This window comes from Salinibacillus kushneri (genome assembly GCF_900111405.1).
Lineage (GTDB): Bacteria > Bacillota > Bacilli > Bacillales > Alkalibacillaceae > Salinibacillus > Salinibacillus kushneri.
This window is the reverse complement of record NZ_FOHJ01000002.1, coordinates 278,196-302,546: the sequence shown is the minus strand read 5'-3', so window position 1 is coordinate 302,546 and position 24,351 is coordinate 278,196. Positions and strand designations below refer to the sequence as shown.

The 24,351-nt window shown below is 37.5% G+C and carries 26 protein-coding genes; 8 read left to right on the top strand and 18 right to left on the bottom strand.

The window, feature by feature from the left end; translation table 11 throughout:
* Positions 1–46: 46 nt before the first annotated feature.
* Entirely contained in the window at positions 47–778 is a 732-nt protein-coding gene (locus BMX63_RS03930) for an MBL fold metallo-hydrolase (RefSeq protein WP_093132183.1), read from the bottom strand.
* Between the two features lie 125 nt (positions 779–903).
* Between BMX63_RS03930 and yhfH the strand changes: the two genes are divergently transcribed.
* The gene (yhfH, locus tag BMX63_RS03925; protein WP_093132181.1) at positions 904–1,032 is read left to right on the top strand and encodes a protein YhfH; all 129 of its coding nucleotides are present in this window, start codon (positions 904–906) and stop codon (positions 1,030–1,032) included.
* 251 nt (positions 1,033–1,283) lie between these two features.
* Here yhfH and hemY read toward each other — a convergent pair whose 3' ends face one another.
* The 4 genes from hemY to BMX63_RS03905 all read right to left on the bottom strand — a co-directional run bounded on the left by hemY (position 1,284) and on the right by BMX63_RS03905 (position 6,957).
* Positions 1,284–2,687: a protoporphyrinogen oxidase gene (hemY, locus tag BMX63_RS03920; protein ID WP_093132179.1), complete on the bottom strand. Its 1,404-nt coding sequence runs from the start codon at positions 2,685–2,687 to the stop codon at positions 1,284–1,286.
* Positions 2,680–3,624 (bottom strand): ferrochelatase, encoded by a 945-nt coding sequence (hemH, locus tag BMX63_RS03915; RefSeq protein ID WP_093132177.1) that lies wholly within the window; start codon positions 3,622–3,624, stop codon positions 2,680–2,682. Before hemH ends, hemY begins: the two co-directional genes overlap by 8 nt.
* Before the next feature lie 20 nt (positions 3,625–3,644).
* Entirely contained in the window at positions 3,645–4,679 is a 1,035-nt protein-coding gene (gene hemE / locus BMX63_RS03910) for a uroporphyrinogen decarboxylase (RefSeq protein ID WP_093132175.1), read from the bottom strand.
* A gap of 106 nt (positions 4,680–4,785) precedes the next feature.
* Entirely contained in the window at positions 4,786–6,957 is a 2,172-nt protein-coding gene (locus tag BMX63_RS03905; protein WP_245732709.1) for a transglycosylase domain-containing protein, read from the bottom strand.
* 140 nt (positions 6,958–7,097) lie between these two features.
* On the opposite strand from BMX63_RS03905, the gene BMX63_RS03900 reads away from it, so the two are divergent.
* Positions 7,098–7,598 (top strand): antibiotic biosynthesis monooxygenase family protein, encoded by a 501-nt coding sequence (locus BMX63_RS03900; RefSeq protein WP_093132174.1) that lies wholly within the window; start codon positions 7,098–7,100, stop codon positions 7,596–7,598.
* Positions 7,599–7,765: 167 nt separating this feature from the next.
* Here the strand turns inward: BMX63_RS03900 and BMX63_RS03895 are convergent, their stop codons facing one another.
* The 5 genes from BMX63_RS03895 to liaF all read right to left on the bottom strand — a co-directional run bounded on the left by BMX63_RS03895 (position 7,766) and on the right by liaF (position 11,183).
* Positions 7,766–8,173: a thioredoxin family protein gene (locus tag BMX63_RS03895; protein ID WP_093132172.1), complete on the bottom strand. Its 408-nt coding sequence runs from the start codon at positions 8,171–8,173 to the stop codon at positions 7,766–7,768.
* A gap of 3 nt (positions 8,174–8,176) precedes the next feature.
* Positions 8,177–8,602 (bottom strand): disulfide oxidoreductase, encoded by a 426-nt coding sequence (locus BMX63_RS03890; RefSeq protein ID WP_093132170.1) that lies wholly within the window; start codon positions 8,600–8,602, stop codon positions 8,177–8,179.
* A gap of 103 nt (positions 8,603–8,705) precedes the next feature.
* Positions 8,706–9,350, bottom strand: a complete 645-nt coding sequence (locus BMX63_RS03885) for a response regulator (protein WP_093132168.1) — start codon at positions 9,348–9,350, stop codon at positions 8,706–8,708.
* Between the two features lie 12 nt (positions 9,351–9,362).
* Positions 9,363–10,403 (bottom strand): sensor histidine kinase, encoded by a 1,041-nt coding sequence (locus BMX63_RS03880; protein WP_093132166.1) that lies wholly within the window; start codon positions 10,401–10,403, stop codon positions 9,363–9,365.
* A gap of 12 nt (positions 10,404–10,415) precedes the next feature.
* The gene (liaF, locus tag BMX63_RS03875) at positions 10,416–11,183 is read right to left on the bottom strand and encodes a cell wall-active antibiotics response protein LiaF (protein WP_093132164.1); all 768 of its coding nucleotides are present in this window, start codon (positions 11,181–11,183) and stop codon (positions 10,416–10,418) included.
* A 483-nt stretch (positions 11,184–11,666) separates the two neighbouring features.
* Here liaF and BMX63_RS03870 point away from each other — a divergent pair, with 483 nt between their 5' ends.
* Positions 11,667–12,092: a ferritin-like domain-containing protein gene (locus BMX63_RS03870; RefSeq protein WP_093132162.1), complete on the top strand. Its 426-nt coding sequence runs from the start codon at positions 11,667–11,669 to the stop codon at positions 12,090–12,092.
* A 91-nt stretch (positions 12,093–12,183) separates the two neighbouring features.
* Entirely contained in the window at positions 12,184–13,356 is a 1,173-nt protein-coding gene (locus BMX63_RS03865; RefSeq protein ID WP_093132160.1) for a M20 metallopeptidase family protein, read from the top strand.
* Between the two features lie 85 nt (positions 13,357–13,441).
* Here the strand turns inward: BMX63_RS03865 and BMX63_RS03860 are convergent, their stop codons facing one another.
* Genes BMX63_RS03860 through BMX63_RS03850 form a run of 3 tightly spaced genes read right to left on the bottom strand, consistent with a single transcriptional unit; the run spans position 13,442 to position 16,148 of the window.
* Positions 13,442–14,155, bottom strand: coding sequence for an EcsC family protein (locus tag BMX63_RS03860; RefSeq protein WP_093132157.1), 714 nt, complete (start codon positions 14,153–14,155; stop codon positions 13,442–13,444).
* 24 nt (positions 14,156–14,179) lie between these two features.
* Positions 14,180–15,412 (bottom strand): ABC transporter permease, encoded by a 1,233-nt coding sequence (locus BMX63_RS03855; RefSeq protein ID WP_093132155.1) that lies wholly within the window; start codon positions 15,410–15,412, stop codon positions 14,180–14,182.
* Entirely contained in the window at positions 15,405–16,148 is a 744-nt protein-coding gene (locus tag BMX63_RS03850; protein ID WP_093132153.1) for an ABC transporter ATP-binding protein, read from the bottom strand. The genes BMX63_RS03855 and BMX63_RS03850 overlap by 8 nt, the downstream gene beginning before the upstream one ends.
* 508 nt (positions 16,149–16,656) lie before the next feature.
* Between BMX63_RS03850 and BMX63_RS03845 the strand changes: the two genes are divergently transcribed.
* The 3 genes from BMX63_RS03845 to BMX63_RS03835 all read left to right on the top strand — a co-directional run bounded on the left by BMX63_RS03845 (position 16,657) and on the right by BMX63_RS03835 (position 18,363).
* Positions 16,657–17,070, top strand: a complete 414-nt coding sequence (locus BMX63_RS03845) for an HIT family protein (protein ID WP_093132151.1) — start codon at positions 16,657–16,659, stop codon at positions 17,068–17,070.
* 164 nt (positions 17,071–17,234) lie between these two features.
* The gene (locus BMX63_RS03840) at positions 17,235–17,768 is read left to right on the top strand and encodes a tryptophan transporter (RefSeq protein WP_342731372.1); all 534 of its coding nucleotides are present in this window, start codon (positions 17,235–17,237) and stop codon (positions 17,766–17,768) included.
* Positions 17,769–17,991: 223 nt separating this feature from the next.
* Positions 17,992–18,363: a YtxH domain-containing protein gene (locus tag BMX63_RS03835; RefSeq protein WP_093132149.1), complete on the top strand. Its 372-nt coding sequence runs from the start codon at positions 17,992–17,994 to the stop codon at positions 18,361–18,363.
* 122 nt (positions 18,364–18,485) lie between these two features.
* Here BMX63_RS03835 and BMX63_RS03830 read toward each other — a convergent pair whose 3' ends face one another.
* The 3 genes from BMX63_RS03830 to BMX63_RS03820 all read right to left on the bottom strand — a co-directional run bounded on the left by BMX63_RS03830 (position 18,486) and on the right by BMX63_RS03820 (position 21,524).
* Positions 18,486–19,415, bottom strand: a complete 930-nt coding sequence (locus tag BMX63_RS03830; RefSeq protein WP_093132147.1) for a glycine betaine ABC transporter substrate-binding protein — start codon at positions 19,413–19,415, stop codon at positions 18,486–18,488.
* 74 nt (positions 19,416–19,489) lie between these two features.
* Entirely contained in the window at positions 19,490–20,338 is an 849-nt protein-coding gene (locus BMX63_RS03825; protein ID WP_093132145.1) for an ABC transporter permease, read from the bottom strand.
* A complete protein-coding gene (locus BMX63_RS03820; RefSeq protein WP_093132143.1) occupies positions 20,328–21,524 on the bottom strand; it encodes a quaternary amine ABC transporter ATP-binding protein in 1,197 nt (398 codons plus the stop codon). Before BMX63_RS03820 ends, BMX63_RS03825 begins: the two co-directional genes overlap by 11 nt.
* Before the next feature lie 286 nt (positions 21,525–21,810).
* Here BMX63_RS03820 and BMX63_RS03815 point away from each other — a divergent pair, with 286 nt between their 5' ends.
* Positions 21,811–22,320, top strand: coding sequence for a GbsR/MarR family transcriptional regulator (locus tag BMX63_RS03815; protein ID WP_093132141.1), 510 nt, complete (start codon positions 21,811–21,813; stop codon positions 22,318–22,320).
* Positions 22,321–22,390: 70 nt separating this feature from the next.
* Here the strand turns inward: BMX63_RS03815 and BMX63_RS03810 are convergent, their stop codons facing one another.
* Together BMX63_RS03810 and BMX63_RS03805 are read right to left on the bottom strand one after the other, a co-directional pair.
* On the bottom strand, positions 22,391–23,410 hold the full coding sequence (locus BMX63_RS03810; RefSeq protein WP_245732708.1) for an ABC transporter permease: 1,020 nt from the start codon (positions 23,408–23,410) through the stop codon (positions 22,391–22,393).
* Positions 23,403–24,350, bottom strand: a complete 948-nt coding sequence (locus tag BMX63_RS03805) for an ABC transporter ATP-binding protein (RefSeq protein WP_093132138.1) — start codon at positions 24,348–24,350, stop codon at positions 23,403–23,405. The genes BMX63_RS03810 and BMX63_RS03805 overlap by 8 nt, the downstream gene beginning before the upstream one ends.
* Position 24,351: the final 1 nt, after the last annotated feature.

The following is a 24,351-nucleotide window of genomic DNA, read 5'->3' as shown; positions in this document are numbered from 1 at the left end:
ACGGTTGTGATTATTCTCACTTTTAAAACAACCAATCATAAAAGGGTCATGCATGAAAAGTTAGCGCCTCTTGTGCAATGTCGATTCTTCCTGAATAATATTTTCCTGCTTCTATTTTAAGCTGTTCAATATTTCCAAAGTGGGGAAGATGGGTTAACCACAATTGTTTTACCCCGGCAGCCTGAGCTAATTTTCCGCATTCATCACTAGTCATGTGTCCAGGTCCACTGCCATCCATACCTTCATAGAAGCTGCACTCCGCAATTAACAAATCTGCATGTTTGCTAAAATCAATCAGAGCATCAAAATAGCTGGTGTCGGCTGTATATACAATAGTGTAATGACCATTTGTAATTCGCATAGCATAACAAGGAACAGGATGCTGTGTTTGTAAAAATGTAATGGTAAAAGGTCCAATGTTTAAAACCTCGTCAGGATCATAGGGCAAACCTTGTGTTCGTTTATGAGTTAAAGTGTAAAAATAGTCAAGATTTGCCTGATGACCATATATAGGTAATACAGGCGTATCTTCACGCAAATAGGATTGAACTAAGGAAGCGTATTGAAGCGATCCTATATCTGCAACATGATCATGATGATAATGGGAGAGAATAAGAGCATCTAAGTCGGTTACTTCTATATCCTTTTGTAAGCGGGAAAGTGCACCACTTCCACAATCCACAAGCAACGAATATCCATCCTCTTCCAATAAATAGCTTGATGTAGCTCCCTCTGCTTCAGGATAAGCTCCCCAAAAACCAATGACCTTTACTTTCATATCTTTACCTCCTATAAATAAAAAATTTTATAAATTGTTATAAAACAGAATATTGCATAACAGCTTGTGTTATAATACAATATAAACAGGTGAAGTTATTATATAACACAGTGGAGGGATCAGCCATGTCAAGTATTATGGAGTTTTTTCGGAATTTGCCAACCAAAAAATGTATGAAATGCGGAAACCAAATCCAGGAAAAAGCCGATTGTTATGGGAATCTCTGCGACGAATGTGACCATCCTGCCCGTTAAACCAGTATAAAAATCCATCTCCTATTGCTATCCTTTGAGGACAGATTTAACTGTCCTCTTTTTTCTGTTATAAAACAGTACAAACCATTTATATGAAAAAGAGGCTAGGACAAGAGTTTTGATCAAAGAAAAAGCCGAACGAAATAGAACTTATAGATGCTGGCAAAAAGCCCTGCCAAAAATATCGTTCATTATTCTTCTTTGGATTAATCGTCTTTGTTATGTCCCAACCTCTTATAACAATAGGTTTTTTATTCATTTAAAAAAGATAGAACATCCTTTACCGCTTTTTCACCTTGATCAATACAATCAGGTAATCCAATTCCTTCATAAGAACTTCCAGCTAAAAAAACACCAGGTAATTGCTGTGCGATTTGTTCTTTTACACGTTGAACACGCCTTTTATGTCCAACCGTATACTGCGGCATAACATTTTTCCATCGTGTGACCACTTTCATCTCTGGTTTTCCAGTAATTTTCATTTGTTTATTTAAGTCACGTAACACAATCTCTTCAATTTCTGCATCAGAAAAGTCGACAACTTCCTGATCATCAGGTCTTCCAACATAACAGCGGACTAAAGCCTTGCCTGAAGGGGTGGTGTGCGGCCATTTTTTATGGGTCCACGTACATGCTGTAATGCGGCAGTCGCTGTTACGTGATACAACAAAGCCTGTCCCATCAATGTCATCCTTGATGTCTGCTTCATCAAAGGCCATGGCAACATTAGCCACTGAAGTTGCCGGCATTTCCTTCCATTCGTTCATGAAATCATACTGACTTAACATCTTCTGGGCAGCTAAATGAGGGGCAGCCATAATTACGGCATCCGCCTGCAGCATTTTCCCATTACTTAGAGACAGTTTATAGGAGTTATGCTTTTTCGCAATGTGATTAACGGCTGTAGCTTTCCATACGGTATTCTCTTTAAGCTTTTCCTCTATCGCCTTTACTAATGATGAAAGCCCATTTCTAAGCGTTAAAAACATTCCTTGTTTCTTTTTTGAGCTGGATTCCGATGGTTTAGATTTAGTATTTTGCAATCCTCTTATTAGACTGCCGTATTGCTGTTCAAGCTCATAAAAATTAGGGAAGGTGGCCATTAAACTTAATTGGTCTACATCCCCTGAATAGATACCAGATAATAGAGGTTCAATCATATTTTCCACGACTTCATTTCCAAGGCGACGCCGGAAAAATAACCCTAAAGCCTGGTCGTCCTTTTCCGCTCCTCTAGGAAGGAAAAAATCACCGGCTGCTCTTAACTTTCCCGAGACAGAAAATAGACTAGATGTGAGAAAAGGCTTCATTTGTGTCGGAACGCCCATAAAAGATCCCTTAGGCATACTATGTAATTGACCATTTGCTAAAATATACGACTTACCTGATGCTACTCGTATAAGGTCATCTTCCAGTCCTGCATCACATGCTAATCGAGCAGCACTTTTCTTTCTTTCTAAAAAAGAATCTGGGCCTCTTTCAATCGTATAACCATCCTTCTGCATTGTTTTTATTTTCCCGCCTAATTCATCACTTGCTTCAATTAATTTAACTTCATACGGTAATTGATCATTTTCAATTTCTTTTTGTAAATAATAGGCAGCGGTTAGTCCTGCTATGCCGCCGCCTATTACTGCAATCTGTTTATTACGCATTTTGAACCCCGCTTTTAGCTTTGCTCCATACCACATTGGCCAACGTTTCAATAAATTGAGGATGGCTATTTGGCATTTCCGGACGGAAGTAATCAGCTCCTAATTCCTCACAAACCACTTTACACTCATAATCATTATCATAAAGAACCTCTAAGTGTTCTGCAACAAAACCTACTGGAGCATATACAAAGGTGCGGTAGCCTTTTTGTTCATATAAATCTCTTGTTAAGTCCTGCACGTCTGGTCCTAACCAAGGGTCGGGAGTGTTTCCTTCACTCTGCCAGCCAATCTCATAGTTCTCAATCCCTGCTTTTTCACTGATTAATCTTGCAGTTTCTTTTAATTGATCTGGATAAGGATCTCCATCCTTCAAAATCTTTTCAGGCAGACTGTGAGCAGATACAACTAAGACTGCTTTATCCCGCTGTTCAGCTGTCATGTTATCGTAAACTTTATTGATTTGCTTTACCCAAAAGTCAATAAATCCGGGCTCGTCATACCAGTCTTCTACAGATGTCAATTTAATACCGTACTGATCTGCCTTATCTTGTGCACGACCATTATAGGATTTTACACTAAATGTAGAATAATGAGGGGCAAGTACAATACTTACTGCTTCTTTAATGCCATCATTATGCATGGCTTCCACTCCGTCCTCAATGAAGGGCTCAATGTGTTTTAGTCCGAGGTACATATGAAATTCTACCTCATCCTGCATCTCATTTAATGTTTGTTCTAAAGAAGTAGCTTGTTCCTTAGTAATCCGTGCAAGTGGAGAAATGCCTCCAATTGCTTTATAACGATCTTTTAAGTCCTGTAAATCTTCCTCAGACGGCTTTCTTCCGTGTCGGATGTCAGTATAATAGCGTTCCACATCCTCTTCTTTATACGGAGTACCATAGGCCATTACTAATAGTCCCATTTTTTTCTTTGCCATTTTTCAACACCTCGTTTGAATTATGATTGTTTGGTATATTCATGGATAAAGCCTGTTAATTTTTTAAGCGTCTCTGGTTGAATGTCAGGGAAAACGCCATGTCCCAGATTAAAGACATAACCTGGCTGACTCATTCCATGATCTAAAATACGCTTAACTCTTTCTTCTACGACATCCCAATCTGCAAGTAAAACAGCAGGATCTAAATTTCCTTGCAGGGTTTTGGTGATTCCCATATTTCTTGCCTGCTGAATAGAAGTTCGCCAATCAAGTCCAATCACATCGACGGATAAATCATTCCATTCCTGAAGTAAATGTCCAGTCCCAACTCCAAACAAAATACCTGGAACTCCTTCTTCTTTAATAGCTGAAAAAATGCGTTCCATTGTTGGTTTGATAAAGATTCGATAATCCTCAGCATTCACTGCCCCAATCCATGAATCAAAGATCTGAATGGCACTGGCTCCTGCTTTAATTTGAGCTTTAACATAGCGAATAATTAAATCGCCTAATTTATCCATCAGTGCAAACCATGTAAGCGAGTCTCCGTACATCATAGCTTTTGTTTTGTTATAATTTTTGGAAGGCCCACCTTCAATCATGTAGCTTGCTAAGGTAAAAGGTGCACCACTAAAGCCAATGAGCGGAACATCCAGCTGTTCTTCAGACAAAATTTCAATGGTTTTCAACACATAGGGAATATCCTGCTCTGGATCAATTTCGCCTAACCGGTCAATATCTGCTTTTGAACGGATGGGATTATCAATAACAGGTCCAACACCTGGTTTAATATCAACTTGGACCCCAATTGGTGGGAGCGGAGACATAATATCTTTGTATAAAATCGCCGCATCCACATTGTAGTTTTCAACCGGAAGCCTGGTTACATAGGCACAAAGCTCCGGCTGATGTGTAATTTCAAATAACGAATACTTTTCTTTTAATTTTCGGTATTCAGGCTGAGATCTTCCCGCCTGTCGCATAAACCATAGAGGTACGTATGAAGTTTGCTCACCTCGATACGCCTTCAAAATGGTATCATTGAATTGCTTCATTCTTCTGTTCACCCTTCATCTCTTTTCATCTCTCATATCCATATAATATGGTAAACGAAAACTTTTTGGCTGTACACTAAAGAGAATGTTTTGTCACGAAATTGCCTCATTCACTGCTTACGATATTAGATTTTTTGCCACTTTGTTTCGTCAATGGATTGTAAGGAACCACAAAATAGGACTTATTGTCAAACATCTTAGCTTCCTGATCTTGAAAGGTTCCTTGTCCTTCAACTTCTCCAATTAATGTAGAACCACTTTCCGTTTTTTCGTAAATACGATATAACACACGTTTGTCCTGAGATGGCATCCATGTTAATTCAGCTGTTACACCAGAAAAAAATCCGAAATGCTTTTTCACTTGCAAATCAGCAATAACTGGCAATTGAACAGGTTTAGGTAAATTCTTTACATTTTCCGGCTTTTCAAATTGACTGGTTAAGGAGTGTTTCTGATCTACATCCGATAAAATGTCCTTCATTAATTGAGTAGGTGCACCGCTATTACTTTTTATATAATGGTCTTCATCGGTTTTATCGTATCCCATCCACACTGCTCCGACATAATCCGGCGTATATCCAACAAACCAGGCGTCCTTATTTTCACCTTCTACATGTGGATGCTGTGTGGTCCCTGTTTTTCCTGCAAGTGCTTTTGAATACTCTCCACTTTTTCCGGTTCCCTGGGTCACCACGCCTTCAAGCATTTTCGTCATATCCCATGCTGTTTGAGGGCCAAAAACTTTGTGCTCTTCAACCTCTACCGAAGCTAACTTCTCTCCATCTTTGTCCTCCACGTTTAAAATGGCATAGGGCTCAACCACATTTCCTTGATGAGCAAAGGAGCGGTAGGCTTTAACCATTTGCAAGGGGCTTAATCCTTCTGTTAATCCTCCTAGTGCCATTGACAAATGTTCATCAGACAAATCAATATTTAAGGAATCAAAATAACCCTTAACATACGGAATGCCCAATTCATTTAAAAGCCAAACTGCCGGCGCATTTTTTGATTGAATCAGCGCTTGATACATGGATACCTTGCCTTCATATGTATCATTATAATTTTCTGGTGTATAGTTTTCCTGATATGTTCGTTTTTCATCCACCAGCATAGAATATGGAGTGTAATCTCCTGTTTCTAACGCAGGACCATATACAGCGATTGGTTTTATGGTTGAACCTGGCTGTCGTTTTATAAAGACCCGATTTAAATCCCCGCGCTTAAACTGCCTGCCACCAATCGCCGCTACAATAGCTCCAGATTCTTCATTCATTAAAACAAAAGATCCTTCCATACCCTTTGCCGAGCCATTAAAGTACTTATCGTTTTGGAATCGTTTGTATGCAATCTGCTGAATAGTAGGATCTATACCTGTAACAATGGTGTATCCACCTCTATATACCTCAGATTGACTAATGTGGTATTTCTCCTCCATTTCCTTAAGCACTATGTCTACGTAACTCTCAATCCAGGGACGTTCATTCGGATTCCCTCGATTAATGCCAAGTGTCTTTCCCTGGAAAGCTGACATTTCTTCGGCATTAATCATATCAATCTCCTCCATTGTTGCAAGAATTAGATCCCTTCGTTCCTTTGCATTTTCCGGATAATCAAGAGGGGAATAGTTCGTTGGAGATTTAGGAATAGCTGCAAGCAGCGCCCCTTCTGAAACTGTTAAATCCTGTACATTTTTATCAAAATAATACTGTGAGGCCTTTTGAATTCCATATATTCCGTGGCCGAAATATATTTCATTTAAGTAATATTCCAGAATTTTTGGTTTACTCATTTCCCGTTCTAAATAAATAGCGCCCATCACTTCTTTTGTTTTGCGAATCCATGATTTTTCATTCGTTAAAAAAAGATTTTTAACAAGCTGCTGGGTTATTGTACTTGCTCCTTCAACCTTATCAAGAGCAAACAAGTCACGAACCACAGCTCTTGTTACTGATACCAGGTCAACCCCAGCATGCTTATAAAATCGTTGATCTTCTATAGCAATAAAAGCATTTTGAACGTGTTCGGGAATTTGATCAATAGGTACATATGTACGATTTTCACTGTATAGTGTAGCTACCTCTTCCCCATCCTTTGTTTCAATTACAGTAGCCTCTGAAAAAACAAATCCATGGTCATCAACTATCCATTTTCCTCCTAGTAAGATGAGGTAAAAGCCTAGAATACTTAAAATAATCGTAATTGCACCTAGCATAATCCCCCATTTCACAGCAGAATGCTGTTTATTCCATAGCTCTTTTATTTGAGTTCTTTTTATCACCATTTGCACCTCAACTATTTCACGAAAAATCCACAATTATACCATTAGTATACGATATATTTGTCATAAATTATAATAAAATGTCTGTTTTTAGGTGTTTATGGTAAGGTTTATAATAGAAAGAGAAAGGAGATGAGTATATGAAAGTACTTATGACCATTGGAACTTTGGAATACCTTCAAAAAATAAAGCAGGATCATCCTGAAGCCAACATCCTGATTATGCAAAACGCCACAAACGGACTGGCATACTATGAAGGAAATAATGATGATGTATTTTCAGAAGAACGCACCTATGAAACCGTTGACTCTGTAGGGGAAATGAAGGAAGAAGGCTATGTTGTTATGAATAATATTCCTGTGACAGATGAAGGACGCCCTATTTTTGAAGATCACTTCTTAAATCGCCAGGGAAAAATTGAAGAAATGCCTGGTTTTCAAGCTATTCGAGTATTAAGGCCCGTCCACGGAAACACCTATATCATTCTTACTCAATGGGAGAATGAGAAAAGGTTTCATGATTGGAAAAATTCCCAGTCCTTTGCCAGAGCTCATCAAAATCAATCCGAAAAGAACCAGGAAAGACCTTCCTATAGCGCAGGTCCATCTTACGTAACTGCTTATTCAATGGTAGTAGATTAACAAACAAATGTTATTCCGTACAAAAGACTGAAGCCCTCATTTAGCGACGTACGGATTCGACTAAAGCTAAAGAAGATTTTTATTTTCCTATATTAAAAAAAGCATGATGGTGGGAAAAGTTTTCTTTGATAAAAAAACTTTTGTCCCTGCCTCATGCTTACTATCTGTTACTGGTCATCTAGAACGTTTTGTTCAAAAAAGTTACGATAATCTTCTTCTTTACTAGCCCCAACAAATCTTTTTACTTCTTTTCCATCTTCATAACGGACAATGGTAGGTGTATACTCAATGCCAAATTGTTCGAAAGCTTCATTATATTCAAGAACATTTACCTTTTCCAAGTTAACCCCTAAATCCTCTGCAAGGGGGACGACAATCGGGGTCGCCTTCTGGCAATGAGGACATTCCGGGCTGTAAAAATAAATGGTTTTGTTCTCACTATTATCTAAGGATTGCTGTAGATTATCTGGTGTGATTTGATTTCCATAAAGATCAGATTTTTGATATTGAACGACGGCAATGAGTACACCGAATAAAACAACAATGATTCCGCCTATAATTAAGATTTTCTTCATGTTCTAACGCCCCCTTCTTTTTACAAAGATTACGATAAATAGAATGATTATAGCTGTAAAAGCTATTAATGATAGAAAAGGTATCGTGATAAAGCCAAAGTAATTAACATACTCAGCTGTACATGATGCTCCTTGTCCACAAAAATTAGCACCAGCATGGCCTACCTTTTGAATAAAGTAATGATAGAGTGCCAAAGGAGCCCCAATCACACTTAGGATAAACCCAGGAATGGCTATATTAACATCTTTTTTTATAGTAGCTGTACCAATAATGATTACAAGTGGATACATCAAAATACGTTGAAACCAGCACAATTTACATGGCTCAAATTGCATGACCTCAGAATAAAACAAGCTTCCACAGGTAGCAATAAATGCTACACCCCAGATGAATAAAAGTAGATTTTCTTCAGTCCTGGTGGTTTTCATATGTAATATCCCCTCACTGAAACGTCATGATATTCTATATATGGTAAAATCCTAAAGTCTATCTTATCATAACATACTATCTTTGGTATAGGAGAAACAATCATTATGAATCGACCATCAAACCATTACGATGCGCATATACAGCCGCTTGAGTCCGGCCCTGAACATCAAGCTTACTAAGTATATTGCTTACATGAGTTTTCACTGTTTTAATTCCAATATATAGCTTCTCACTTATTTCCTGATTGGTAAGTCCATTTCCAATACATATCAAAACTTCCAGTTCACGTTCAGTTAATTCTAGATGGGGAAGTTGCTGTTGTTGTCTAAAACGATTCATCATTTTACTGGCAACCTTTGATTCAATGACATTTTCTCCTCTTACAGCTTTTTTTATCGCTTCAACAATTTCATCAGCAGAAGAGGTTTTTAACATATAACTAAATGCTCCTGCTTCAAGGGCAGGAAAGACTTTCTCGTCATCATAATAACTGGTTAGAATAATGATTTTACTTTGGGGGAGAAAAGACATAATCTTTTTCGTAGCTTCAATTCCATTGCCATCTTTCATAATTAAGTCCATTAAGATAACATCTGGCTGCTCCTTTCTTGCGAGCTCGCAGCCCTCTTCCCCACTAGTTGCCTCACCTGCAACTTCTATCCCATCTTCTGTCATTAAATAAGTTGATATTCCCTTGCGAACTACCTCATGGTCATCCACAACTAATACTTTGATTTGATTCTCCATATTTTCTTCCCCCTAGAGTGGTATCCGTATATTACTATATGTACCTTCTCCCTCTTTAGACCTGATAATAAATGAGCCCCCAAGCTCTTCCGTACGCTCTTTTAATGTTTTCAATCCATATGAGGCTTGATTTTCCATTTTCTCATTTACATTAAATCCAATCCCGTCATCGCGAATATAAAGAGATATGCTTTCTTCCCGCTTTATAGAAACGGATTTCGCCTGAGCATGGCGGAGGATATTGGACAGGACTTCCTGTACCATTCGAAATAGCTGTTCCTCAGTTCCTTTTAATAAGCGCAAGGAATCATCCAATTTTAAATCAAAATTAATCGAACACCTTTGTTTTAACTCTTCAACGAGTTTAGCAATTCCTGTTTGTAAAGATTCTCCTGACAGGTGTACAGGGCGTAAATGAAGTAAAAGCGCTCGCATTTCCGTTTGGGCTTGCAGCGCCATCTGGGAAATCTCTTTCATTTGATGCATTGCCTTTTCAGGATCTTTATTCAGCAGTTTTACTGTGGCCTGGGACATCATAGTCAAAGCGAATAACTGCTGACTGACTGCATCATGTAAATCCCTTGCCAGCCTCTGTCTTTCTTCCATTGTAGCGACTTTATGTGCCTCCTGAGCAAAATCATTTTTCTCATCAGCCATACGTTGTAAAGATTTTACTTGACTCTGCATCTTATCCGCTAGTCCATTTAAATCATTCGCAATGTGATGAATTTCATCGCCTGTTTCCTTATATTCTTTATCAACGATTCGGGCTCCATATCTCCCTTTTGAAAGCTGAGAAATCAAGACCGAAATTCCATCCATTCTTTCCTTAACATGACCCGCATAATGAAAACTAACGTAAATAGCAATAGGAGTCATAAATAGACTGATTAATAGAAGACTGAAAAAGATAGATTCAAGACTTAACCAATCCGGACTTAAAATCGCATAAGTAAAAAATAAAACACAAGCAATGACTAACAGCGAAAAATAGATGGTTTGAAATTGTGTACGAACGATTTGAAATCGCAAATTATTTAGTTTATGAAACATTCCCCTTCTCTCCTATACACGATCAATACGAATATCTCCAACCTGAAGGTCAAGTTGAATGGTCAGTTTTTGGGCTGCCTGACCATAATCAGATGATTGAAATGTGAGATTTTTCGTCATACCACTTGCCTCCTGGTCTAAAACCTTGATTTCCCCTACATTTGTCGTTGCATCAACCTTAAAAGGTAAATCCTCAGGCAAAAGCATACGTATATCACCTATCCACCCGCGAACTGTAATAGGTGTATTCGTATTTGGAATATAGGCTTTCGTAAAATCAAAATAATAATCTCCCACACCTGACCATATATCCAAAGGCTCTACTGTCCAATTTTCTTCATTAAAACTATGTGAACCGACAAATGAATGATTATTTTTCATCCTGCTATGATCAGAATCAATGGTTACTTTTACTCCGTGCCCTTTTTTATATTTCCTATTGGTAAAAAATAAAAAATGCAATCCAATATAAATCAGGAGTAACGGCCATAACTCCCATATATCTCCGAAGTCGAACGAGATGATATCATAATTGCCTAAGACCACCAGCAATCCATAGATGGCTAAAAATGAGCCAAACGCCCAGCTCCCTCCTTTATTTGTCCGAAAGCTGTCGATAAACCACTTTAATCCCAAAATAACAAAGAGTATCGGCCAGTTTCTGGCAATTACATTAGATATTTCCACGGAAATTATATTAAAATTTTCCAAAAACAGGATAATGCCAACCGTTATTAAGATAAATGATAAAAGAATCGTAACTGAACCTCTTGATTTCATATTCACCCTCTTCTTTCCATAACAATACTATTATATAAAAACGACAAAATTCCTTCTTTTTCTATCCCTGATTATCTTTTAACAAGATTTGTGTACAATTTTTAATGTTTATCCCAAGCATAAACGATGTTTCGATATCATAGAACAAACAATAGTAGGTTTCCTTCTCCGTCTCGAGTCTGATTTTTAAAGCTAAGGCTATCGATTCTTCTAATAGAACAAATAAAATAGATAGTCATTGTCAAAGGTTCTTTTTAAAGGCTCTTGTAAACATTAGTGTTAATTTCCGTCCAGTGCGCTCGCTTTCCGCGGGCGGTCTGGGAGACTCCAGTGGAAAGCGTAGTGTATTTCACCTGCGAAAGGGCAATAAACGATGCAAAAACAGCCTTGTCGAAAATCATTCCTGGAATTGTTTAAATCCATATTGACAAGGGAAATGTAATAATGAAATCAAATTTTGTCATAAGAAAGGGTGAATAACTCATGGATGCAAAGCAGAAGGAACTTATTGAAGGATTGAATAAAGATTTGGCTAATGAGTATGCCGCAATGATTATGTACACCTATGATGCTGCTGTAGTATCAGGGTTATATAGACAGGTGCTAAAACCTTTTTTTGAAGGTGAAATAGAGGATGAATCAGGGCACGCCTTATACTTATCAGAAAAAATTAAAACGCTAGGTGGTGAACCTACTACAACTCCAAAAGAAGTCAAACAGCTGGACAATGTACGGGAAATGCTTGAAGAAGCTTTACAATCCGAAATTGATACCATAGAGAGATACGAGACCCGTAAGAGGCAAGCTGATGAATTAGGATATACGGAATTAGTCGTTAAACTTGAGGATATGATAGCAGATGAAACCCATCACAAAGAAGAAATACAGCGTCTACTGAAAGATGTGTAAGTCAAAAATGCCTGTTTACCCCACTTTAATAATTGGGGAACAGGCATTAGTTTTGTTATAATTTACCTAATATATGTGAGAGGAGATTCTTATGTGGGAAAATATTTTTCAAGCTGTTGATGATTTATTTGACGAGATGGTCCAAATCCGAAGACACCTTCATCAATATCCGGAGCTTTCTTTTCAGGAGGAAAAAACAGCACAGTTTATTGCGGATTATTATGAAAAGTTAGGTATTCCCTATCAAACAAAGATTGGTGGCTATGGAGTAATAGCTAAGCTAAATGGAGGCAAACCAGGTAAAACCGTTGCTTTACGAGCTGATTTTGACGCATTACCCATCCAGGAAGAAAATGACGTAACCTATAAATCCAAGGTTCCCGGTGTGATGCACGCTTGTGGACATGATGGACATACGGCAGCATTGCTAGGACTGGCCAAAGCAGTACTCCCTTTCCAGGAACAACTCCCAGGGACAATCGTATTTATCCATCAGCCGGCTGAAGAATATGCTCCAGGTGGGGCAAAGCCAATGATTGAAGCAGGAGTATTAGAAGATGTAGATGCTGTATTTGGGACACATTTATGGACAGATACCCCCCTTGGCGTCTTACATACATCTAAAGGTAACTTTATGGCAGGTGCTGATCGCTTTGAAATTAAAATTAAAGGAAAAGGCGGTCACGGAGCTAAGCCTCATCAAACAAAAGATGCTATCGTTATCACCTCTCAACTTGTCACACAATTACAGCAGATTTTGAGTCGCCGGATTGATCCTCTGAAAACCGGGGTTATAACAGTCGGAACGTTTGAAGCAGGGCAAGCATTCAACATTATCGCGGATTCAGCCAAGCTAGTTGGAACCGTGCGAACATTCGATACTGATGTTCAAAATGAAATCATTGACCAAATGAAAAAAATTGTGGAAAGTGTCTGCATCCCCTATGAAGCAAACCATGATTTCAACTATTTCAAAGGCTATCCACCGGTCGTTAATCATCCCAAAGAAGCGGAAATGATTTTGAAGGATGGCAAGAAAGTACCTGGAATTGATAATACGGAAGAAATTGAACCATCTATGACAGGCGAAGATTTTGCCTATTACTTACTAGAAAAGCCAGGAGCCTTTTACTTTACAGGAGCTCAAAAAGAAAGAGATAATTACCCGCATCATCATCCGAAATTTGATTTTGATGAAAGAGCTTTACCCTTAGATGCAAAAACCTTATTACAAGCCTTTAGAAGCTACCAGGAAGAGCATTAGGAAACATGTAAAAGAGCATCATTACGCGATGCTCTTTTTTCATATACCTTTTACTTTTTTCAAAGTGTACTGGTAAACTCACTACTTATTTTTCATCTAACAGTCTTAGACGATACCCATTCATAGCTGTCTCCCCAAGCTGATTTAATAACCGAGAATTGGCCCACGCACCAACCACAGCACCAAAACCCGGGATTAATTGCATCATTTTAACGAAATCAATGGTATCTCTGTATTCCTGCTGCAGCTCTCTCCAATCAATATCCACCCAATTTTCCTTTTCCTGTTCCCAGTGGGCGACTCGATGTAAGACACGTGCTCGACTATTATCACTTGAAAATGCAAGCATAAATAAGTGAAGTAAAAACATTCGTTCTTCATAATTTTTCACGTTCATTCCATAAAGCTGGCCAGTATCAAATAAAAATTTCATCTTAATGCTCAAAAGCATTGGAAAATCAGCCATTCCTAAGAAAATACCACCTGCGCCTGTACCTGCACCTTCAATGGTAGCTGTATTCCGATACTTTTGTAATCGATCTTTAATTTCCTGTTCCCTTTTTTGAAATCCCCAATCAGGATTGACATCCACTTTATAAATGTAGGCTGAACTAGTTAAGGATACTTCAATCATCTTACGAATGCTCTCTGTAATCACTTTATGGGCTTGATCTGGAATTTTTTGATTGATTTTGGTTTGTACGGATTTTGACGCCTTTTGTACAAGGGAAGATTTTCTTTTCATCTTTCGCTTCCATTTCAAAGCTTCTTTAAGTACGTCCTGTTCATAATCTTGCATATGATCATTCCTTTAAACCTAAAATTATACTGTTTGTCTTCGTTCCAGTCTGCTCTTAACATATGTATTCACAAATGCAAGAGTAAATAATCCGCCTACAATCCATAATATCAGCATTTCCTGCCATGTAGCCGCCCAAAACATGACTACTCCTAAAATAAATGTTTTCATAAGCATGACAAACTGCAAAAATTGTTGTAATGATTGCCTCCTTACTTTTTTGGGAAGAGGGTACAAATCAATCCAGTCAATCGTTTTGTGATGATTCCAAAGGGAAATAAGCTGGAATCCACTTAAATATATAAATAGCAAAGCAAATACGAGCTTAAACCAAATATTGGGTATCCAAAATATGAAAAAGATGGCAATAAGAAACAGTCTTACATACATGCCTAAATAATCACTGCTGCGAACAAAGGTAATGCGATATAAATACGCAAACGTCTCTTGTTGTTTAAAAGGAACAGATTGTGTGAACATACGGACAATCAAATGGCGTTTCTTTGCTCTCTTCTTTAAGTGTGGTACATCTGTAAACATATTGGCTAATCGATAAAATGCCTGCATACTGGCTTCTTCTTTTTCAATAAGCATATCCCAGGCAACACCCTGTTTTTTGCTATAAACTTGATACATCCACAGGAAATATCCTACAAAAATAATCGTCATGATACTGACATAAAGAACTGCATCACCTAATAAAAAGAAACGTAAAACGAAAATATTTAACACTAAACGTATGAAAGCGTCCATACGGCGGTACTGAATGTCTCTCTCCTTTAAAAGCCACCAGCTAATCAAAAGATTCCATATTTTGAGGACTATTAGGATAACAGCAAGATATAGAAGCCACTTAACTCCCCGGTAAGGGTAAGCCGTTAAATAAAGCGGACTTAAAGCAGCAAACCCTAATGCCAGATAATAAAGCTGAATAAAAAAACTGTACCAAAATGCTTTAAGAAAATAGCGATTCATTTTATGCTCTGCAGGCAGCAAAAACACTGTATCAGCTTCCTGTAAAAGTGTTCGAACAGGACTGTGCGTTAACAACAGTCCCAGAACAATCCCCATTACCCATGCAACAGGAAAGCCTTCTGGAAGGTTCTCAAGCCATTGTTGATAAAAGTAAGCAAACGCAGCTATAAAGAACAGCAATGCAAAAGCTAAATGGTCATTAAAAATAAGACGCATATACCGCCCAGTTTCTTTTAAATGGGCACCTAATCGTTTCTTCCATAACTCATTCGCATCAAACATGTTGATCTTCCTTTGTCAATTGAATATAAAGATCATCTAATGTTGCATCAGGCATTTGGAATTCTTCTCTAAGCTCTGTTAAGGTTCCCTTGGCCCGTACTTCTCCATCATGCAATATAACAAAGCGATCGCAATAACGTTCTGCAGTAGATAAAATATGGGTAGACATAAGTACACCAGCTCCCTGTTGTTTCATATCATCCATCATTTGTAAATAGGATTGAATACCTAAAGGATCCAGTCCCACAAAAGGCTCGTCTACAATATATAGTGAAGGCTCAATAAGAAAGGCACACATAATCATGACCTTTTGTCTCATTCCCTTTGAAAAATGAACAGGGAACCATTTTAACTTTTTCTCTAAGCGAAATTCCTTTAATAGAGGCTGAATCCTTTTTTCAAATTCATCTTCAGGGATATCATAAGCCATGGCGGTAAGTCGCAGATGTTCATATAACGTTAATTCTTCATATAAAACAGGCATTTCTGGTATATAGGCAAATTGCTTTCGATAATCTTCGGGATTTTGCTGATAAGTTTTTCCATTAATGGATATAGCCCCTTTTTTAGGCTCCATCAGACCAATAATATGCCTAATGGAAGTACTCTTTCCAGCTCCATTTAGGCCAATTAACCCCACAATTTCGTGTGGACGCACATCAAAAGATATTCCTTTTAAAACATGCTTTTGTGTATATCCTCCAAAAACGTTTTCGAGCTTTAATAATTGCTCCATCTATTCATCCCTACCTTCTTTTACATACCTAATCTAAATTTTACCATCATCCCTTTGATTTGCAAAAGATGAATAATTCCCATTTATACTGAACAAGCTATTAAATGAGGAACGGGGATAGAAAGTCAGTGGTGAAACATTGTCTCGAACGTCAAACCATTTGAAGTGGGGTGTTGGTGAAAGATATACTTCTTTCACGTTAAATAATCCATTTTAGAAAAATGGGGTGTTCGTGAAAGGCAACTTTCTTTCTCACTTGATTCTTTCCTTTAAGCTACTGTAGACTTAACCGTTATTAGACTAGGTATAGTCTAAAACGTTTCCCCATCTCATCAACAGTATGCAAGCCCCCCGTTCCTTAAGGCAGAGCCATGTTGCTCTGCCTTTTTTATATTTAAAATACCTTAATGAAATCTATAGCAGTTTAGCCCCTTCGCCTTTTTTAATTCGTTGCATTGAAGACTTCCCTTTATTACAATTAAGGAAAATATGTCTGAGGAGGATAAATATGGCCGATTGTATTTTTTGTAAAATTTTAGATGGGGAGATTCCTTCTGCAAAGATTTATGAAGACGAAGATGTTTATGCTTTCCTTGATATTAGTCAGGTTACAAAGGGGCATACGTTAGTAATCCCAAAACAACACACTGAGAATATTTATAACACAGACTCAGAAGTAGCTCAAAAAGTATTTGCACGCGTTCCTCAAATAGCAAATGCAATTAAACAAACATACCAGCCTAAAGGGTTAAACCTATTACAAAATAACGGGGAATTTGCCGGTCAATCTGTTTTCCACCTACATATCCACTTATTACCTCGATATGATAAGGATAAGGATGGATTTGATTTAAAATGGGTAACTCATTCTGATGAGTACGATCTTAAGCAAATCGCAGAAGAGATTGCTAAAAATATTTAACAATTTTCAGAAAAATTTCAGCCGTTTATAAAAGTTTTTCTTTAGCAGAATGTAAGAATCTGTTATAATATGTATATATGTATAAACTCTTTCGCAATCAATCATGAGGATATGATTGGAAAGGAAGATAGCAGAGAGTAGTTTAGATGAGGAGAGGATTACAAATGAAAATGGATACACGTGTGTTAATTTTACTATCGTTGTTTATTGGGATTGGTACAGTATTGCACCTGGTTATGCCTGGAGTACTATTCGGAATGAAGCCTGATTTACAGCTTGCCATGATGTTTCTGGGAATTTTACTTTTCCCACGAGCAAAATATGTATTGGTGTTAGCCGTTGCAACTGGATTATTAACCGCATTAACGACTACAATGCCAGGCGGACAAATATCAAATATCATTGACAAACCAATTACCGCCTTTGCATTCTTTGGTCTATACGTTCTATTTTCCAAAATGACGAAGAATGCTGTATTAGCACCTATCATGACAGCTTTAGGAACCATGATAAGCGGAGCTATCTTTTTATCTGTAGCATTGTTTATCCTGGGGGTAGAGCTTGGAGCCGGTTTCGGAGCGTTGTTTGCTACCGTAGTCATTCCTGCCACCATTGCCAATAGTATTATCATATTAGTGGTTTATCCAATCCTGCAAGCTATTATGAAGAGATCAACGATTTCACTGCAAAAAGCATAGAGTGATACAAGAATCCATTTAAATAAACGTTTTAAAAACTCCAGCGTTTCATACTCTGGAGTTTTATTTTAAGTTATTTTTCTTTTTTTCTAAACATAAAGGCTGAAAAACGTTATAATAGTAGTGATAAGGAAATGATACCCTTTTGAAAATTATTTTACTCGTTTTAAATCATTTCCAATAATTGCTCGTTTCCCTTCATTATCAAAAGGAGGTTATCCATATGTCAAAAGGAAAATCATTATTTCTTGGCCTGGTTTTTGGAAGTGTAATTGGTGCTTCAACTACTTTATTAACAACACCATCTTCTGGACAAGATGTACGTAAAAGAGCCAAAGAACAAAGCCTTAAGCTTAAGCAAACCATTGAAGAACTTAAAAATGAAGGTCTGGACTTAAAGAATCAATTAACCAAAACGACTAAAGAAGGTGCAGTCCTTCTAAAAGAGTTATCCCAGGATGTAAAAGAATCCATCGAAAATTGGAAAGAAACTATTGAGCCACATCAGGAGAATATTCAAGAGCATTTAAAAAATGTCGAGGAAAGCCTGAAAGAGTTAGAAGACAAAATGAACACAACTAAAAAAGATGCCTAATATAAAAAAGTGTATGTCTTAAATAAAGACATACACTTTTTTATTAAGGAGTCACAGGAACTTTATTATCCACTAAAAAAAAGAAGGCCGCCCCTGGTAGGGACGGCCCCTTTAGTCAATCCTTATTCGAATGAAGTCCACTCGCTAACCTTTTCCTGGTTATTGTCTACCCAATTACGGGCAGCTTCTTGTGGATCTGCACCTTCGTTAATTTCAAGCATAACAGAGTTCATTTCATCCTCAGACCAATGGAAATTATCAAGGATTTGGTAAGCTCTTGGAGAATCCTCTTCAAGTCCTTGTCGAACCATTGTTTCAATATTTTCTGCGTCACCAAAGCTTCCCTCTGGATCTTCTAGATATTTAAGGTCATATTTTTCGAATTTCCAGTGTGGAGACCAGCCAGTCACAACAATTGGCTCTTCGTCATCAATCGCTTCACCTAATGCTGTAGCCATTGCACCACTAGAAGATGTTTGAACCTCCCAGCCATCTAGACCGTAGTCTTCGATTGATTGTTGTGCAGCTTTTACTACACCAGCACCTTCTTCAATACCAGTAATTTTGCTGTCAAGATCACCAGCATAATTTTCCAAATCGCTTATTGTTTTGGCATCCATGTATTCAGGTACAACTAGTCCAATTTTAGCACCTTCAAGGTTAGGACCTAGTTCTACCATGTCACCGCCAAATTCTTCATATAAATCTCCATGAGTGGATGGTAACCATGCCGCTACCATTCCATCTGCATCTCCTTGAGCAACTGTTTGCCACATAAGGGCGTTATCAATTGGTGTTGCTGTTACATTATAACCTTCATCCTTAAGAACTTCAGAAATTACATGAGTAGAAGCAACTTCAGTATCCCACTCAACATAAACCAATTCAAGATCCTCCTGGCCTAATTCTGGTCCTTCAGCGCTTGTATCTTCTTCTGTGTTGCTAGTGTCGTCAGTATTTTCTTCACTGTCGTCACCACCACATGCTGCTAGAAATAGTGCCAACACTAATGCAGCAGCTACACCTAGATGTTTCCATTTAAATTTCAACATAGTGTATTAACTCCCCTTTTAAAAATATTTTATATAGTAAACTCTTCATAATGAAAAGTTACTAAAGAATTTGATTATTCACCCTTTTGCTTGTTTAAATACTGGGTGAAACGGTCAATAATGATAGCAAGAATGACAATTCCGATTCCTGCTACGAAACCTGAACCAACGTCAGCACGTTGCAAGGCACGCATGACTTCTCTTCCAAGTCCTGGTGCACCAATCATGGATGCTATAACAACCATGGAAAGAGTAAGCATAACGGTCTGGTTAATACCAGCCATTATCGTCTTTTTAGCCATTGGAAGTTCAACTTTAATCAGCTTTTGCATTGGTGTACTTCCAAAGGCTTCTGATGCTTCAATCAGCTCATTTGGAACTTGACGGATACCTAAGTTTGTTAAACGAATAGTTGGTGGTGTTGCGAAAATTAACGCTGCGAACACACCAGGAGGCATTCCAATACTAAAGAATGCTACAGTTGGAATTAAATAAACAAATGCTGGCATCGTCTGCATAAAGTCTAATATTGGAGTTAAAATCGATTGTAATGTTTTACTCTTAGACATTAGTATTCCAATTGGTACACCAATAATAATGGCAATAATACTTGCTGCTATAACAAGGACAAAGGTATACATTAATTGCTCCCATTGACCTTGGTTTTGAATAAACCATAAACCAATAATAGAAAAAATAGCAAGTCCAAACTTTTTACCGCTGACAAAAAACGCCAATACAGCCACGATTAAAATCACAATCCATGGTGGAATAGCGGCTAAGTAATCTCCACTTAAATCATCAAGAAATGGACCAAAATCATCTTTTATCGGATCAAATATAAAACTAAATGTTTCTTCAATCCAGTCCGTAATCGTATCAACAATTTCGGCGACAGGTAACGTCGGTATATTATCCAACATCTATATTCACCTCACTACCGGCCAATGCTGCAATTACAGCACCACGAACAATAACGCCACGCAGTTTACCGTCTTCAACTACCGCAACAGGTACTGCAGTGTCTTGAATAATATCAAAAATCTCAGTCATTGACGTATCCAAGTTTACAGTTGGCACATCATTTTTCAAAATCTGTGATAAATCTTTTACATCATTTTTACGTGCATCAGATGCATCGTCAGCTGTTACATATCCTTTAAGGTTACGTTGTTTATCTGTAACGTAAATGCTGGATAAACCTTCTTCTCTCATACGTTCCAGAGCAACGCGAGGACCATGTTTCTCGATACTAACCGTTTCTGGACGTTTCATAATATTTTCTGCTGTTAATACTTTTGAACGATCCACGTCCTCTACGAACTTCTCTACATAATCATTAGCTGGGTTAACCAGAATTTCTTCCGGTGTACCAATTTGAACAATAGAACCATCTTTCATTAATGCAATACGGTCACCAATACGCAATGCTTCATCTAAATCATGGGTAATGAAAATAATGGTTTTCTGCATTCTTTCTTGCAAATCCAGAAGTTCATCCTGCATTCCTTTACGAATTAATGGGTCCAAAGCAGAAAAGGCTTCGTCCATAAGTAAAACCTCTGGATCGTTCGCTAATGCACGTGCTAAACCAACACGTTGTTGCATACCACCTGATAATTGGGAAGGATACTGCTCAATATAACCACCTAGTCCAACAAGCTCAAGTGCTTGTATTGCCTTTTCCTTACTTTTTTCTTTATCCATCCCTTGTATTTCTAATCCATAAACAGTATTTTCAAGGACTGTTCGATATGGGAACAATCCAAAGTTTTGGAATACCATACTCATTTTTTCACGACGAACTTTTCGCAGACCTTCTTTATCCATTGTAGCAAGGTCCTGATCATCAATAAGTACGCTTCCTTCTGTAGGTTCGATTAAACGGTTAAGTAATCGAACTAAAGTGGATTTACCACTACCGGAAAGTCCCATAATAACGAATACTTCACCTTCTTCAACATCAAAGGTAGCACGGTTTACACCTACAGTATTTCCGGTTTTTTCAAGTATGTCTTCTTTGGAATATCCCTCTTCTAAGAGCCCAATGGCTTCTTGGGGTTTTCTACCAAATATCTTTGATAAATTTTCAACCTTTATAATCGGCACACTTTTCACCTCTCTACAAATTTCCTAGTGCCAAAAGCATATTATTTTCGTCATCCAACCAATCACCTATATAACTATACCTATAAATTCTGCAAAGTTCAAACAATAAAAACCATTAATTTCGAATGTAATTTTCGTACAGTTCAAACTGTACGAACTTATTGCGACATTATCTTCAAAATTCTTTAAATTACTAGAAATTACTCCCTTCTTTATCATTTTTAATTTTCACTCATTTTTAGTAATGTGATATTAACGATACCGTTTTAAGGAGGCCTTTTTTTACATGCAGAAGGCAAACGAAGCCATTAAACTTGATCAGGTACACAACCAAGTAATATCCGAATTTTCAAAGACACTTGAAATGTTTGATTTATCACCATCTGAGGCAAGACTATTTGTTACATTGTATATTAATCAAAAACCTATGACTTTAGATCAAATGAGCCAGGCTCTCGGAAAAAGCAAAACGTCAATGAGTACGGGAATTCGAAGTTTATTAGACGCAAATTTAGTAGAGAGAGTTTGGATAAAAGGTGTAAGAAAAGATTTATATCAAGCAAATGAACGTTTATATCGTATGTTTATGAGTGCCTTCATATATAGGTGGTTAGATGCTGCCAATCGTCAGGAGCAGTCTCTCAAAGAGATTGATAAAATGCTAGCTGATCATGAAAACATTTCGGATAACGATTACCTTAAAACCCTTCGGAAAAGGATTAACGATATGATTGAATTTCTTCATTTAATTGAAGAAACGTTTCAGGATATGGAACCCAATACGCAAAATAGTTAAATCATTGGGTTTACACCTTTACTACTTATATTAAATAAAAGAAACCCGGAATATTCCGGGTTTCTTACTTTTATGAACGAATTTCCTGAAATAAAAAGATAAAATAGGATATAGCAAAGCAAATAATCCCTGCTGATAAAATCCCAATAACTTGTGGCCAAATGATAGTGAAGCTTTGGGCTAAATCCAAGGGAGCCGAAACGCTTCCAGCAAGCTGTTCCATCGAAATTGGGCCTAAGGTTCGAAAGTTGGGAATAAGTAGAATAGTTGTGATTTCTGAGAATAAATAGTTAGGCGAAAATCTCATGAGACTTGTTAACAATTGCTGACTTTCTGCCTGGACACTCGTTGTACTGGCGGCTTGAAATAACTGATTAGGAACAGAAGCATTCACAATGAGATTTACGATTATAGAGTAAAAAATACTAAAAAATAACCAAATAGCTATACCTGCTAAGGCAGATGTTGCTGCTTGCTTAAATCGTATCGAAAACAGAATCGAAAGGGAAAGCCAAAAGCCAACATAGATAATGATCATAACTAAGTAGGTTACTATTCGAATGATCTCACCAAATGTCGGAGGGATTCCCATAGAAATAATCCCAATTCCTACTACTAAAAAACCAAGGGAGAAAATAAATCCTGCAATCACAGCAAGCGACCCTAAAAATTTTGATAGAATGATGTAATCTCTTGGAATTGGCTGCGACATAATACGCAGTAAAGTATTTTTATTTCGTTCACTGTTAATTGCATCAAAACCAAGACTAATTCCCAGCAACGGCCCCAGAAAACTGATAAAAGTCACAAAGGAAGGTAAGGTACCATTTTCTCCTGTTATCGTAAACACTCTTAAGTATAAAAATAAGCTCTGATTATTTTCTAAATTAGACGCTACATCTCGAATCGAGGAGAATGCTGTATATAAAGATGCTACACAAGTCAGTAAGATAATGACCATTAGAATATTGAAACGATAGCTTTTAATATGGTCTGTTATTTCCTTACGTGTCAGTATCCAAAGTGAGCTATTGACAAACTGCTGAGCTTTTTTATACCACCTTTCTTTATTTTTAATGGCTTCAATCACCCATTTCACCTCCCTGGAAATAGCGTTGATAGATATCATCTAATCCATAAGACAGTCTTTGGAGGGTCAGTAAATCATATTGATTAGAGACGAAAAAACGGGCCAGCTCTCCACCGTCCTCTCTATTTACTTTCACATGGTATGCTTCCCCATCCCAATCAATAGAGTCAACATAAGATTCCATACTTAGTCTTTCAACAAGTTGATGATTATCGTTTTTCACAATCACTTTATATAAAATCGATGTTTCATCTAATAATTTTCTTTGTAATTCTTCAATATCTCCATAAGCTAGCAATTCACCTTTTACAAAAATTCCAACTCGATCACATATCTGTTGTACCTGATGCAATTGGTGAGAGGATAGTAATATAGTTAAACCATGCTCTTCGCTAAGATTTTTTATCAGATCCAGCAGCTCATGAATACCTTTTGGATCAATTCCCAGAGTAGGTTCATCCATAATAACCACCTCTGGATTCTTCATTAAGATATCAGCAAGCCCCAGTCTTTGTTTCATTCCCCGAGAATATTCCCCTACCTTTTTTGCTGACGCATGATTCATACGAACTTGTTCAAGCCAATGCATCGCTCTCTTTTCAGCTTCTGCATTTGTTAAACCATTGAGTTTCCCTGTTAAAATTAAATTTTCAATCCCGGTCATATCCTCATAAAATCCAACATTATCCGGTAGAAATCCTACCCTTTGTTTCACTTCAATAGGTTTATTCGTGGCATGAATTCCGTCAACATAGACTTCACCTTCTGTTGGTTCTGTTAAACCTAATATCATGTAAATCGTTGTAGATTTTCCTGCTCCATTTGGTCCTAATAATCCAAAAACCTCCCCCTTATTAATGGATAAATTCAAATGGTTTACAGCTTTATTTTCCTTATATTGCTTGGTGATATTTTTTAATTGAATCATTTTCTCTTCCATA

Coding starts and splice junctions, on each gene's coding strand:
- BMX63_RS03930 (WP_093132183.1), bottom strand. CDS start 778: ATGAAAGTAAAGGTCATTGGTTTTTGGGGAGCTTATCCTGAAGCAGAG.
- yhfH (WP_093132181.1), top strand. CDS start 904: ATGTCAAGTATTATGGAGTTTTTTCGGAATTTGCCAACCAAAAAATGT.
- hemY (WP_093132179.1), bottom strand. CDS start 2,687: ATGCGTAATAAACAGATTGCAGTAATAGGCGGCGGCATAGCAGGACTA.
- hemH (WP_093132177.1), bottom strand. CDS start 3,624: ATGGCAAAGAAAAAAATGGGACTATTAGTAATGGCCTATGGTACTCCG.
- hemE (WP_093132175.1), bottom strand. CDS start 4,679: ATGAAGCAATTCAATGATACCATTTTGAAGGCGTATCGAGGTGAGCAA.
- BMX63_RS03900 (WP_093132174.1), top strand. CDS start 7,098: ATGAAAGTACTTATGACCATTGGAACTTTGGAATACCTTCAAAAAATA.
- BMX63_RS03895 (WP_093132172.1), bottom strand. CDS start 8,173: ATGAAGAAAATCTTAATTATAGGCGGAATCATTGTTGTTTTATTCGGT.
- BMX63_RS03890 (WP_093132170.1), bottom strand. CDS start 8,602: ATGAAAACCACCAGGACTGAAGAAAATCTACTTTTATTCATCTGGGGT.
- BMX63_RS03885 (WP_093132168.1), bottom strand. CDS start 9,350: ATGGAGAATCAAATCAAAGTATTAGTTGTGGATGACCATGAGGTAGTT.
- BMX63_RS03880 (WP_093132166.1), bottom strand. CDS start 10,403: ATGTTTCATAAACTAAATAATTTGCGATTTCAAATCGTTCGTACACAA.
- liaF (WP_093132164.1), bottom strand. CDS start 11,183: ATGAAATCAAGAGGTTCAGTTACGATTCTTTTATCATTTATCTTAATA.
- BMX63_RS03870 (WP_093132162.1), top strand. CDS start 11,667: ATGGATGCAAAGCAGAAGGAACTTATTGAAGGATTGAATAAAGATTTG.
- BMX63_RS03865 (WP_093132160.1), top strand. CDS start 12,184: ATGTGGGAAAATATTTTTCAAGCTGTTGATGATTTATTTGACGAGATG.
- BMX63_RS03860 (WP_093132157.1), bottom strand. CDS start 14,155: ATGCAAGATTATGAACAGGACGTACTTAAAGAAGCTTTGAAATGGAAG.
- BMX63_RS03855 (WP_093132155.1), bottom strand. CDS start 15,412: ATGTTTGATGCGAATGAGTTATGGAAGAAACGATTAGGTGCCCATTTA.
- BMX63_RS03850 (WP_093132153.1), bottom strand. CDS start 16,148: ATGGAGCAATTATTAAAGCTCGAAAACGTTTTTGGAGGATATACACAA.
- BMX63_RS03845 (WP_093132151.1), top strand. CDS start 16,657: ATGGCCGATTGTATTTTTTGTAAAATTTTAGATGGGGAGATTCCTTCT.
- BMX63_RS03840 (WP_342731372.1), top strand. CDS start 17,235: ATGAAAATGGATACACGTGTGTTAATTTTACTATCGTTGTTTATTGGG.
- BMX63_RS03835 (WP_093132149.1), top strand. CDS start 17,992: ATGTCAAAAGGAAAATCATTATTTCTTGGCCTGGTTTTTGGAAGTGTA.
- BMX63_RS03830 (WP_093132147.1), bottom strand. CDS start 19,415: ATGTTGAAATTTAAATGGAAACATCTAGGTGTAGCTGCTGCATTAGTG.
- BMX63_RS03825 (WP_093132145.1), bottom strand. CDS start 20,338: ATGTTGGATAATATACCGACGTTACCTGTCGCCGAAATTGTTGATACG.
- BMX63_RS03815 (WP_093132141.1), top strand. CDS start 21,811: ATGCAGAAGGCAAACGAAGCCATTAAACTTGATCAGGTACACAACCAA.
- BMX63_RS03805 (WP_093132138.1), bottom strand. CDS start 24,350: ATGGAAGAGAAAATGATTCAATTAAAAAATATCACCAAGCAATATAAG.